At 38.5% G+C, this 12727-nt stretch carries 13 protein-coding genes and 1 pseudogene; 4 read left to right on the top strand and 10 right to left on the bottom strand.

The features are described 5' to 3' along the window. Nucleotides 1-6: 6 nt before the first annotated feature. Nucleotides 7-468 carry a DUF948 domain-containing protein gene (locus M3610_RS15085; protein ID WP_098574547.1) on the bottom strand — a complete coding sequence of 154 codons (462 nt, stop codon included), beginning with the start codon at nt 466-468 and terminating at the stop codon, nt 7-9. Between the two features lie 224 nt (nt 469-692). Between M3610_RS15085 and M3610_RS15080 the strand changes: the two genes are divergently transcribed. Further along, entirely contained in the window at nt 693-1808 is a 1116-nt protein-coding gene (locus M3610_RS15080) for an aminopeptidase (protein ID WP_098574548.1), read from the top strand. A 5-nt stretch (nt 1809-1813) separates the two neighbouring features. Then, nucleotides 1814-2047, top strand: coding sequence for a hypothetical protein (locus M3610_RS15075; RefSeq protein WP_251460185.1), 234 nt, complete (start codon nt 1814-1816; stop codon nt 2045-2047). On the opposite strand, the gene murC is transcribed toward M3610_RS15075, so the two are convergent. The 6 genes and pseudogenes from murC to M3610_RS15045 all read right to left on the bottom strand — a co-directional run bounded on the left by murC (nt 2040) and on the right by M3610_RS15045 (nt 9262). Continuing rightward, a complete protein-coding gene (gene murC, locus M3610_RS15070; RefSeq protein WP_098574549.1) occupies nt 2040-3341 on the bottom strand; it encodes a UDP-N-acetylmuramate--L-alanine ligase in 1302 nt (433 codons plus the stop codon). The two genes, M3610_RS15075 and murC, sit on opposite strands and share 8 nt — an antisense overlap. A 236-nt stretch (nt 3342-3577) precedes the next feature. Continuing rightward, nucleotides 3578-5821, bottom strand: a complete 2244-nt coding sequence (locus tag M3610_RS15065) for a DNA translocase FtsK (RefSeq protein ID WP_483870109.1) — start codon at nt 5819-5821, stop codon at nt 3578-3580. Between the two features lie 467 nt (nt 5822-6288). Then, the gene (locus M3610_RS15060) at nt 6289-7077 is read right to left on the bottom strand and encodes a DUF1444 domain-containing protein (RefSeq protein WP_251460427.1); all 789 of its coding nucleotides are present in this window, start codon (nt 7075-7077) and stop codon (nt 6289-6291) included. Between the two features lie 145 nt (nt 7078-7222). Beyond that, a pseudogene (locus tag M3610_RS15055) lies at nt 7223-7561 on the bottom strand (thioredoxin family protein); the annotation flags it as partial. A gap of 58 nt (nt 7562-7619) precedes the next feature. Continuing rightward, entirely contained in the window at nt 7620-8126 is a 507-nt protein-coding gene (locus M3610_RS15050) for a DUF84 family protein (RefSeq protein WP_251460179.1), read from the bottom strand. 62 nt (nt 8127-8188) lie between these two features. Continuing rightward, nucleotides 8189-9262, bottom strand: coding sequence for a M42 family metallopeptidase (locus tag M3610_RS15045; protein ID WP_098574553.1), 1074 nt, complete (start codon nt 9260-9262; stop codon nt 8189-8191). A gap of 179 nt (nt 9263-9441) precedes the next feature. Here M3610_RS15045 and M3610_RS15040 point away from each other — a divergent pair, with 179 nt between their 5' ends. Continuing rightward, a complete protein-coding gene (locus M3610_RS15040) occupies nt 9442-9771 on the top strand; it encodes a PepSY domain-containing protein (RefSeq protein WP_251460177.1) in 330 nt (109 codons plus the stop codon). Nucleotides 9772-9812: 41 nt separating this feature from the next. On the opposite strand, the gene M3610_RS15035 is transcribed toward M3610_RS15040, so the two are convergent. Both M3610_RS15035 and trmB read right to left on the bottom strand, forming a co-directional pair. Beyond that, nucleotides 9813-10655 carry a YtnP family quorum-quenching lactonase gene (locus tag M3610_RS15035; protein ID WP_098574555.1) on the bottom strand — a complete coding sequence of 281 codons (843 nt, stop codon included), beginning with the start codon at nt 10653-10655 and terminating at the stop codon, nt 9813-9815. A gap of 97 nt (nt 10656-10752) precedes the next feature. Next, entirely contained in the window at nt 10753-11394 is a 642-nt protein-coding gene (trmB, locus tag M3610_RS15030) for a tRNA (guanosine(46)-N7)-methyltransferase TrmB (RefSeq protein ID WP_144555169.1), read from the bottom strand. A gap of 166 nt (nt 11395-11560) precedes the next feature. Here trmB and M3610_RS15025 point away from each other — a divergent pair, with 166 nt between their 5' ends. After that, complete coding sequence (locus tag M3610_RS15025) at nt 11561-11839, top strand: YtzH-like family protein (RefSeq protein WP_098574557.1); 279 nt, start codon at nt 11561-11563, stop codon at nt 11837-11839. Here the strand turns inward: M3610_RS15025 and M3610_RS15020 are convergent, their stop codons facing one another. After that, nucleotides 11840-12613, bottom strand: a complete 774-nt coding sequence (locus tag M3610_RS15020; RefSeq protein ID WP_251460169.1) for a phosphotransferase family protein — start codon at nt 12611-12613, stop codon at nt 11840-11842. Nucleotides 12614-12727: the final 114 nt, after the last annotated feature.

Below are 12727 nucleotides of genomic sequence, written 5' to 3'. Positions count from 1 at the left end.
TAGTTCTTAATGGGATCTAACCTTCTTACCTTCATTTACGCTTATCTCACTTTTTTGTTGCTTTCTTGCCTGCCATTTATCCTTTAATTCTAGAATGACATTACTCCATTGCACAATTTGCGAAATTTTTTCTTTGCTTTCCTCAACTTGGATATCCACTGTTTTTGTAATATTTTTAAGTGTTCCATTGAATTTATTGACTGTTGTGCCCACATCTTTTACCGCATCTACAACGCTTGTTAAGCTTTCCGTTTTCTCTTTGAGATCATCTGCTAATGCGTTTGTTTTTTGTAAAAGTACGGTTGTCTCAGCTGTTACACCATCCAACTGTTTTTCCAATCCAGCTAAAGTTTTTGAAACGCTTGTAAGTGTAACTTGAAATGATTTGAGCGTTGTCGATAAAAAGATGACAAGCACAAAAAACGCGATTGCTATCAAGGCTACGCTTAAGTATAAAATTATTTGCATCGTGCACCTCCGCCTTAATCCTATCAATATGTATATCCCATCATGAAAAGATATAAACCTCGCTAATTATCTTATACTACTTCCATATTTTTGTCCTCTTTTCCTGCCGTTTCTTTAAAAAATTTCAACAAGTATGGGCTACAATAGTTTTATTTATCAACTTTAAGGCTTATTCGGTTACAATATGTGAGTAAGAACATTATTTTTTGTTGGAGGCGTAAAGTATGAAAGATCCTCGTATTGAAAAACTAGCAAAAAACTTAATTAATTATTCGGTCCAGCTCCAAAAAGGAGAAAAGGTTTTAATTGAGAACTTCGGGCTGCAGCGTGAGCTTGTGACCGCCCTCGTAAAGGAAGCCTACTTAGCGGGGGGATACCCTTTTGTGCTGTTAAAGGACCATCAGGTAGACCGCTCACTCTTATTTGGAGCTCAAGAAGAGCAATATAACATGATGGCCGAATTCGAAGCAAATGTAATGAGTAAAATGGATGCATACATAGGCCTTCGTTCCGGGGATAACATCAGTGAACAATCCGATGTCCCAGATGATAAAATGAAAATCCACGGAAATACGATTGGTAAAAAAGTTCATCGCGACATTCGTGTTCCAAAGACAAAATGGGTTGTTCTTCGCTACCCAACTTCTTCCATGGCTCAATTAGCTAAGATGAGTACAGAGGCATTTGAAGACTTTTATTTTGATGTTTGTAACCTTGATTACGGTAAAATGGATAAAGCAATGGATAGTCTGAAAGAGCTAATGGACCGAACAGACAAAGTTCGAATCACAGGTCCAGGAACTGACCTTAGCTTTTCCATTAAGGATATACCAGCCATAAAATGTGCTGGACGATTAAATATTCCTGACGGTGAGGTTTATACGGCTCCTGTTCGCGACTCAGTCAATGGCGTAATTACGTATAACACTCCTTCACCATACCAAGGGTTTACGTTTGAAAATGTGAAGTTAACCTTCAAAGAAGGGAAGATTGTTGAAGCGGAATCCAATGATTCTAGTCGGATTAATAAAATCTTCGATACCGATGAAGGTGCACGTTATATTGGTGAATTTGCTATTGGCGTTAATCCGTTCATTCTTAATCCAATGCAAGATATCTTGTTCGATGAAAAAATCGCTGGCAGCTTCCATTTTACACCTGGGCAATGTTATGATGATGCCTTTAATGGCAACCATTCCAATATCCACTGGGATATGGTTAACATTCAGCGGCCGGAGTATGGCGGAGGAGAAATCTATTTTGACGATGTCTTAATACGAAAAGATGGCCTATTTGTTCTTCCAGAGTTAGAGGTATTAAATCCGGAAAACTTAAAATAAAGGTTGTGTTAAAGGTTAATATTTATTTTGGCACTCTGTTGATTGGAGAGGAAGGCACGAAGACTCCTGCGGGAGTACGGGGCAGGGGAGACCCCGCAGGAGCAAAGCGACGAGGAGGCTCCCCGGCACGCCCGCGGAAAGCGAAGTGCCTGGAACGCAAATCAACAGACAAGTTTAACACAGCCAAAATAAAAGAAAGGATGCCAACAACTTGCTGGCATCCTTTCTTTATTATTTAGCTGACTGTTTTTCGTAGGATTCCTGGAACTTTTGAATGTCACCAGCACCCATAAAAATAATGACGCTATTGTCATAGTCATTTAAAACCGAAGTATGCTCTTCCGTAATGACTTCAGATCCTTCGATTCTTGCTTGAAGGTCCTTGATGGTTAGTTTCCCATGATTTTCACGAGCAGACCCAAAAATCTCACATAAATAGGCTTTATCTGCTTCTCTTAAACTTTTGGCAAAGTCTTCAAGAAACGCTTGAGTTCGCGAAAAAGTATGTGGTTGAAATACAGCCACAATTTTACGGTCGGGATATTTTTGCTTTGCCGCATCAATTGTTGCTTTAATTTCAGTCGGATGATGGGCATAATCATCGATTAATATTTGTGAACCGATTCTTTTTTCTGAAAATCTTCTCTTTACACCTTGAAAGGTAATTAATTCGTTCTTGACTATTTCTACACTAATTTCTTCATAATGACACAAACCGATAACGGCAAGTGCGTTTAATACACTATGATCGCCGAAAGTTGGAATAGTGAATGTGTCATAGAATGTATTACGAATGAAGACATCAAACGTCGTTCCAGTAGTTGTCTTCACAAGATTTTTTGCTTGATAATCATTTTCATCGCCAAAACCATAAAACAAAACGGGAACCTTTGCCTGAATTTTCTGAAGCTGTTCATCATCACCATAAGCAAATATTCCTTTTTTCACTTGGATGGCCATCTCTTGAAACGCTGAAAAGACATCATCAATATTTGCAAAATAATCAGGATGATCAAAATCTATATTCGTCATAATTGCATAGTCAGGGAAGTAAGACAAGAAGTGCCTTCTGTATTCACAAGCTTCAAATACAAAATATTCTGAGCCTTCTTTTCCTTTACCAGTCCCATCACCAATTAAAAATGATGTTGGCTTAGCTCCTTCCATCACATGGGCAAGCAGGCCTGTTGTAGACGTCTTTCCGTGCGCACCAGTAACTGCCACACTTGTAAAGTTTTGCATAAAGTCACCCAAAAAGCGATGGTAACGCACAATAGGAAGCCCAAGTTTCATCGCTTCCTGTATTTCCTCATGTGTATCCGGAAAAGCATTCCCTGCAATTATCGTCATTCCTGGCTTGATATTTTCCTTTTGGAAAGGAAGAATCGTAATCCCTGATTGCTCAAGGGCCAGTTGTGTAAAAAAGCGCTTTTCGACATCGGAGCCTTGCACCTGAAATTTCATATCATGTAGAACTTGTGCGAGTGCACTCATTCCAGACCCCTTTATACCGACAAAATGGTAAATAGTCATAGAAGAACCTCCAACAACGTCTATCTGTAGAACAGTATATGACATCTGTCTGTATTTGCTAACAAGAAAACAGAGAGCTATTGTACACTATAAATAATTTCAATAACCTCTAAAAAACATATTTAATTATTATATCATTAATCACACTGAAAAACTATTTGTAAACAAATTCTTTAGATTCTGACTAGTTATTTCACTATATATTATTTGTCCTAGTCATGAAAGAATACTATCAATTAATTATTTGCATTAGCCTCTAAAATCGATTCTAAATCTGCATGGGTAATTAATACTTCACGCGCTTTGCTTCCATTTGCACTAGTAATATAGCCACTAGTCTCAAGCATATCCATCAATCTTGCTGCACGATTATAGCCTATTTTAAAACGCCTTTGCAGACTTGATGTTGATGCTCCGCCTTGATCAATGATAAATTCACAGGCCTCATAAAAAAGTTCATCTTCTGTTTCCGATACTTGAGCTTTTTTCAATAATTCCTCTTGCTCAAACAAGTAATCTGGTTCTCGCTGTTCCCTTACATGACCTACGACCAGATCAATTTCTTCATCCGAGACAAACGTTCCCTGCAAACGGACAGGCTTAGATGAGCCATTTTCTAAAAATAGCATATCACCGCGGCCGAGTAACTTTTCTGCCCCACTAATATCTATGATTGTGCGTGAATCCACTTGGGAAGAAACAGAAAAGGCGATTCGGGTAGGAATATTGGCTTTAATTAAGCCAGTTATTACATCCACTGATGGCCTTTGTGTGGCGACTATTAAATGAATCCCACACGCTCTTGCTTTTTGAGCAATTCTACAAATAGCTTCTTCCACATCTGCTGGTGACATCATCATTAAGTCAGCTAATTCATCAATAATAATCACAATAAATGGAAGTTTGTCCGCATACTGTTTATGCTTTATTGCCAGTTCGTTAAAGCGATTAATGTCACGAACACCGGTATGGGCAAACAATTCGTAGCGTCTTTCCATTTCATCGACCGCCCATTTTAAAGCAGCTGTCGCCGCCTTAACATCCGTAATAACTGGACTGACAAGATGCGGAATACGGTTGTATGGTGCGAGTTCGACCATTTTTGGATCAATTAATAATAGCTTTAAGTCTTCAGGACTGGCTTTAAAAAGTAAGCTAACTAAAATCGTGTTAATGCACACACTCTTCCCTGATCCTGTTGCACCAGCAATCAAACCGTGCGGCATTTTCTTTAAGTCTGTGACAATCGGCTTTCCGGCAATATCCAGACCAAGCACAGCTGTTAAGGGAGAGCTTGATTCTTTGAAAGTACTACTTTGAATTATTTCGTTAATGAATACAGGACGTGACTTTTGGTTGGGAACTTCAATCCCAATCGTATGCTTTCCTGGGATGGGGGCCTCCATCCTAATATCTCTAGCAGCAAGGCTTAACTTAATATCATCCGTTAAATTGGTAATTTTGTTTACCTTAACACCTGGCTCCGGCTGAACTTCAAAACGAGTTACCGAAGGACCCTGTGTTACATTAACGACACTAGCGCCCACATTAAAGTTTTTTAAGGTTTCGTTTAATATTTCCTCTTGCTCTAATAACCATTTCATATCATTCCCCACTGTCACAGGAGGGTTTAGCAAACTAGATGTTGGCAGCACATAATCACTATCATCTGGTTTATCTTGGATGACTTCTTCCTTTTTTGGGAATAGGTCAATCACTTGGTTATTTTGTTCAGGAGGCACATGTTCTTGTGACCGCACAACTTGTGCTTCCGATCCCCTATTTTTCTTTCGCTCTTCCCATTTTTGTTTATCTTGTTTTAACATCATCACATTAAATGGCAAATGGGAACGCTTTGGTACTGTGGATTCTGGTGCTGCCTCTGGTTCTGAGATGATCTCTAATCCTGAGTTGGTCTCTGGTTCTGAGATGATCTCTAATCCTGAGTTGGTCTCTGGTTCTGAGATGATCTTTAATCCTGAGTTAGTCTCTGGTTCTGAGATGATCTCTAGTTCTGATTCGGACTCTGGTTCTAATAAGGTCTCTAGTTCAGGTAAATCCTCTTCTGCATCATTTGAATCGTTTGCTGCTGCTATTAATTCTTTAACCTCTTCATATGAGTTTTCATCCAGTGCTTCTACTACGGTTTCTTTTTGAATCATTTCTCCAGAAATTGTTTCCACTTCGAAAATTTCTATGTCAATTTCTGATTGTTTAGTGATTTCTATTTCAGTTGTCATCACTTCTGAAGCAGTAGGACTGTCAATCAGACTTCCTTCATTCTCTTCTAAAAAGCGGCTTAATTCATGCTCGACAATTTTATCCGTATTCTTGGGCCGATTAAACCCAAAAACGGGAGAAGGAATTTCTGTCGGTTGGAAGGTACCGTTCTTCTTCAGAGATGGTTCTTTTTTAAGTTTAGGCATTTCCTGAATTACCGTTTGAACTTCTTGCTTTTCCTTAATGATTCTCTTGGGCATTTCCTGTTTTACCATTTGAACTTCTGGCTTTTCCCTAATGATCCGCTTAGGCGGTTCTGGGTGGGAATTTTTTCTTTTTTGTCGTAATGTTTGTTCTTTTTCCTTTGGTGTTTCCTTAAGTTTTGGCGGATGAAAAGGATGATTACTGCCTTTTGGGTACTGATAGGACACCTTGGTCTCTAAATCCTTAAAATTTTCTTTTTTGTTTAGAAACGGCTGGCCTTCTTGTTTATGTATTAAGTAACTCTCAAATTCATCATCTTCTTCTTTTCTTAATTTTTGAAATAGGTTTTGGAACCAGCTCAAAACTATCACTCTTTCTACTAACTACTTTAAATCTATCACTTTATTTTATCAGTTTTTTAGATTTTATCGACATAATTCTTATAAATGAGGCAAAATACACCCTGTGAAAATAGTTCAATGAAAAAAGATCACTGTGAATGTGATCCTTCATCTATGTTTAATTATTTGTTTTTTCCTAAAATAAAAATGGGTTCTAATTCACCATTTTCATATAAAAATGATAAAGCTGTTATTGGTACATGACCATTTGCAAAAAAGCTCATGGCCATCTGTGCCATCACATCATATCCTCGATCATTACGAATATCAGCAATAATTAAAACATCCTGGTGTGGAACAGCTAGCACCATTGTCCCCGTCATCTTCTTTTGGAATTCATTTAAGAACACCTTATTTAAGATCCGGCTCGCATCGTATCCATCATTTGTGTTTAAAAAGTAAAAGCTATTTCCTGCAACTTGATCCTCTTTTAGGGGAGTAGAAAGGGATCTCGCATTAAATAAAGCAATTTCCTTAATTCTGTTTGCTTCCCAGCCCTCTTTTGCCATAATACGAGAGTCGATTAACCGATAGGTGTTGCCTTGGTCATAGGCATAATAAATTTTTGTTTCAGCTGTGTGCTCGTCAATTAAAAATGGCACCCCCTCTTCTGCCTCCTTTGGGAAGGATGAGGAGCGAATGACGGGGAAGATTTTCCTCTCATGATCGGTTAACTGAACTGTGTCCTCCATCGCACGAAGCCCTTCTTCAATATAATAAACGACTTCATCGATGGCTTTCTCCTTTTCGATATGCCATTTGGCAATAATCCCAGGTAAAGCGACTGTTATACCTTTTCCTGACTCTTTGCTTTCAAAGCGCAATTGGTCCTTCTCTCGATCATAGGTAATCACCCGATCTTCACGAGCCAGGCGTCTCTCTAATTCGGTTTTCATTTTTCTGCTATCCATTTTCATTTTAAATTCCTCCATTTTAGGAGCTGCTTTTCTATTTTACAGGAAAAACCCTCCATCTCAAAGTGATGGAGAGTTCTAAATAATTTTGGTTCTGCTAAAACTTGTATTGATTTCTGCTCCAATCAGCAGTGGTTAAAAATTATTTTAAACCTGAGATAAAGTTTTCTATTTCTTCTTGTGTCTTTCGGTCTTTGCTTACGAATCGGCCTAGTTCATTTCCGTCTTCGAATGCGATAAAGCTTGGGATTCCGAAGACATCTAATTGCTGGCATATATCAATATACTCATCTCGATCAACATGAATAAATGTATACTCATTAAATTTTGATTCTATTTCTGGTAAAATCGGCTCAATAATTCGACAATCTGGACACCAGCCTGCTGAAAACATGAAAATTGTTTTTCCATGATCGCGCAGTTGTTCAAATTGCTCAACTGACTCTAAATTCTTCAAATTCAACGCCTCCGTTAGAATCTTTTGCTCATTTTCATGGCTATCTTCTTAAATCATAGCAGTAGACTACTTTTCAGTCCAATCATCTGCCCCTTTTGTATTGTCCCACTAACAGGTTCATAACATGAGTGAACATTTCAGAGCGATTTACCATTCCGTTAGTAAAAATACCAACTGCTCCCTCTTGTTTCCTTACATTTTTACTGTTCGCATAATCTTCCATAACTGGTCCGAGTTCTTCACCCGCCCTTAATCGGACCGCAACTTCTTCCGGAAGTGGGATCCTTGCCCCGCCGGCAATAATCGGTTCTCCATCATTGGCTGCAAGTGCTCCCCAGTTACATATAAATAATCCGTAACTGGTTTCTTGTACACCTCCTTCAAGTCCAATCCCAATATCACCACTTCCTAGGTTTAAAGCACCTTTTGCCCGATTAATAGCACCTTTAATTGTTTCCTCATCGGAAAACGGCTGCTCATTAACACCTGATGGGATGTCTAAGTCAACAAACTCATGGTCCTCAGCAGTAAAACAATTTTTCACCGCACTAATTTTAGCAGGATTCTTTGACCCAATGATAATTTTCATGATGATATTTACTCCTTTTAACAAAGTAAAGGGAGCATAAAATGCCCCCCTAAAAAGGTAACCTAACTGTTAGCTTTAATCGTATCAACCGTTGTTTTGTCACACGCTTTGACTAGTTTAACAATTAGTTCTTTCGCAGCTGCATAATCATCCACATGAACGATTGAGGCATGGGTATGAATATAACGTGAGCATATTCCAATAACCGCACTAGGAATACCTTCATTTGATTGATGAACCCGGCCGGCATCTGTTCCTCCCTGCGAAACAAAATATTGGTAAGGAATTTTATTCGTTTCAGCTGTATCGAGGACAAACTCTCTCATCCCGCGATGCGTGACCATTGTCCGGTCAAGAATGCGAAGCAATGCCCCTTTACCTAATTGGCCAAACTCATTCTTATCACCCGTCATATCATTTGCCGGACTTGCATCCAGTGCAAAAAAGATATCCGGGTTTATCATATTTGCAGCAGTTTGGGCACCACGTAAACCAACCTCTTCTTGAACCGTTGCCCCTGAAAATAGTGTATTTGGTAAAGTCTCATCTTTTAATTCCTGCAGTAACTCGATAGCTAAACCACAACCATAGCGGTTATCCCATGCTTTGGCTAATATTTTTTTCGGATTGGCCATTGGTGTAAATGGACAAATTGGCAGAATTGCCTGACCAGGCTTAATCCCTATCCGTTTGGCATCCTCACGATTATCTGCGCCGATATCTATCAGCATATTTTTAATTTCCATTGGTTTATTACGCTTTGCATCGTCTAAAAGATGTGGAGGTATCGAACCAACGACACCAATGACTGGACCATTATTGGTCATCACTTGAACACGCTGAGCAAGAATTACTTGACTCCACCAGCCACCAAGAGGCTGAAAGCGAAGCATGCCATTTTCCGTAATCGCTGTCACCATGAAGCCTACTTCATCCATATGACCTGCAACCATGACCGTCGGGCCTGTCTCTTCTCCTCTTTTCATGCCAAAAATACTGCCCAGATTATCTTGAACAAGCTCATCTGCGTATTGAGATAATTGTTCTCTCATAAATTTTCTGACCAAATGTTCATTTCCGGGAGCACCAGGAAGTTCTGTTAGTGTTTGAAAAAGTTTTAAGGTTTGATCGTTCATTTTTTGAGCTCCTTTAGGTTTCTCAGATTTAATTATGTATATTATAATTTTACAAAACTTTGAGTTCTCTTTCCATCAATTGAATTTAATATTAGTAATAGTATGTTCCTTATCCTTAAATACGATATACTGAGAAGAGAATCCTATCTTTTCCAAATTTTATCTTTGGGAGGTCCTTTATGAATTGGAAGTCATTTCTCCTTGGTGCAGCGGTCGGGTTGATTAGCGGATATGCTGCCAAAGAAATCATTTATGGTAGAACAAATGTATCGCCCGAAAAAGTATTAGAACAAGTAAAAAGGCAATTTACTAAGAATGGACCAATCAATGGTTCATGGATACATATGGAAGCAGAGCCGTATGAAAAACAGCACATCGATTACCTCGTCTATAAAGGCGGTATTTCTAAAAACAATAATGGGACAACAGAGCAATTCGAATTCATTGTAGATGCCCAAACTGGTACCCTTTTGGATATTCGGTCTTTGTCCAACGAACTTGTTTCATAGTAAAAATAGCCGTACCTGAATGGTTACGGCTATTTTTTTACTTAATTTTCTCTTTTAATACTTTCAACAATTTGCTTTCCTTCTGTATCCCATTTCACTGCCCGGTAAAAAGCATCATGATAAAAACTAAACCATGCGTGATTCCGTAATCCGTATGGAAGCCATTTTTCCTTTGCTGCAATCGAAGTCATCGGATAGTCGTCATAAGCCATCACCCATAACACTGGTTGATGGGCATGAGTTGCCATCAGATCAGCCATATGAATCAACATTTCTCCCCGATCCTCTATAATAAGGATGGAATGTCCGTTACTATGACCGCTGGTATGAACCAAGGTCAGCGCCCCTAAGTTCCATTTTTCTTCAAAAGGAACTACCTGCGATTCAATCGCTTCCCAGTTTTCTTTCCAATATGTATTTTTCGAGCGGATATTAGGGTTACGCATTTCATCCCATTCTACTTGTGATGTAATGATTTTTGCATTGGGAAAGGCTGAAACGTATCGTCCATTTTCTAGTTTTGTCAAGCCGCCTGCATGGTCAAAATGCAAATGAGTCATCAAGACGTAGTCGATATCTTCTGGATGAAAACCTAACTTAGCTAAAGATTCATCCAACTCTGATTCTTTCGTTACACCGAAATTTCTTAATTGTTTTTCTGATAATTTCCCTTTACCAATTCCTGTTTCAACTAAGAAATTTTTCCCATCCATTTGAATGAACATCGGATCCGTTGGTAATTCAATTTGATTTCTTTCATTGGACGGGTATTTCTTCGACCACATTCCTTTCGGTACAACCCCAAACATAGCCCCGCCATCTAAATTTGTTACTCCTCCTGATAACCAGGTTAGTGTCACACCGCCAACTTTTACTGTTTCCAATCCTTCTGCCCCCTTTGCCCATTTTCTATATATTAACATTTTGTATATACTTGAAGAAATAAAAAGAACAGTTCACTAATGAACTGTCCTTAAAAAGTTAGTTTTGATATTTTACTTCACAGCGATAAATACGGCTTCCTTTTTCTGAGAATTTCTCTTCATACTCTGTCATGATGTTACCTTCATAATCACTTTTATGAAGATCTAGACTGATGTACTTTAATAACAATCCATACTCTGAAAAGCTAATTAAGGAATGTTCAAATAAGCCTTGATTGTCTGTTTTAAAATGGATTTCACCACCATCAACCATAATATCCTCATAAAGCTTTAGGAAATCCTTATATGTTAATCTTCTTTTTCTATGACGATATTTTGGCCATGGATCAGAGAAGTTTAAATAGACCTGGTCCACATCATTTTTGGCAAAATATTTCGGCAAATCCACTGCATTTACATTAAGAAGCCTTAGATTCGGTAAATCCGCTTCAATTAATCGTTCTAAAGCAGTAATGATGACACTGTCGTATAATTCAATACCAATATAATTTATCGTCGGATTCGCTCTAGCCATTTCCGTAATAAATTGACCTTTGCCTGTACCCACCTCAATATGCAGCGGCTGATCGTTATTAAATACTTCATGCCATTTTCCTTTATATTCTTCAGGATTGGCAACAATATATTGTGGATGCTGCTCTATTTTTTCCTTTGCCCAAGGTTTATGTCTAACTCTCATTTATGACACTCCTAATAATAATTTTGTTCGTTACATATATCATGCACCATTTTTCAGTACAAGTTTAACTTAATGGAAAATAAGATCATGAATAAACAAAAAAAGAATTCACAACCTAACAGTGTGAATTCTTGTTTTTAAATAACACTTGAGAGGGTGTCCATTCATGCCATTAAGTCATGATGACCAAGTCACTTTATTAAAAGATATATTAAACAATCATCAAACCGATTGCTGTGGGTCCGTTGCCGAATGTGAACAATTAGAGCGATTGGTGAAATCTCTAATGGTAAACACCGAGGTGGATCAAAATGTTAAGAATATCTTACAGGAAGTATATCAATACAGCCACCATGGAGTTGGTACTGCTGATTTGGATCAACATATTTTATCTAACCAAGCAAACTTATCAAGCTGGGTAAGTAATATTGACCAATTTTCCTGATTAGAGGATTTCACCCAAGAACTTTATCCATTTGTTCATTTCTTCCAAGCGATTTTTATTTTTATACCATTGAATTGAAGAAAGCGTCTGAATGGTAACATACCATTTCATTCGTAACTTTAGGTTATCGGTCAGCTCTTTGCCGTACATGCCTAACCAATCCTGCCAATTCTCTTTTGGAATATACCAATATAGGAGCAATCCTAGGTCAATGGCGGGGTCGGCGATCATTGCCCCGTCCCAATCAATCAAATACAACTGGTTGTCTTCTGCAAGCAGCCAGTTGTTATGGTTAACATCACCATGACAAACCACTTTCTCATCGCAATAGACATTTAATGCTTCCTTTTTTAAAAAGCTCATTGCATTTTGCACTTCAGGCAAGGAAAGTATCTGCTCATCTAACTCATTTACCACCGATTTCAATATAGGCTCTGGATGTAATGGAGAAGTCTCTATCCGGCTTAACATTCCCAGCATTGGCTCTGAGCAATGAATCTTCTTCAGCAGTCTTGCCACAAGTTCTTGATTCATTTCTGACGGCTTTAGTTCTCTGCCGGGAAGCCACTGCTGTGCAGTAATTACATCTCCACTTTCCAACCTTTTTGTCCAAACAAGCTTTGGGACAATGCCTTCTGCTGAGAGTACAGCAAGGAACGGAGACGAATTCCGCTTCAAAAAAAGCCTTTGGTCTTGATATTTTGCATAAAAGGCTTCACCTGTTTTGCCTCCAGCAGGGGTAATTTCCCACTCTTGTCCTAGTATATGATCCAAAATTGCTCACCTTCAATTTATGCCGTTCTTATGGGCTTATTCCTCTATATTTAGAGGTATAACCTGCGTTGCCGGAAGGTCTTATATTACCACAGTTTCATCAACAGCTTTTAT

The sequence above is a fragment of the Neobacillus sp. MER 74 genome (assembly GCF_023714155.1).
The sequence above is the reverse complement of the archived record's forward strand: the minus strand, read 5'-3'. Positions and strand labels throughout refer to the sequence as shown.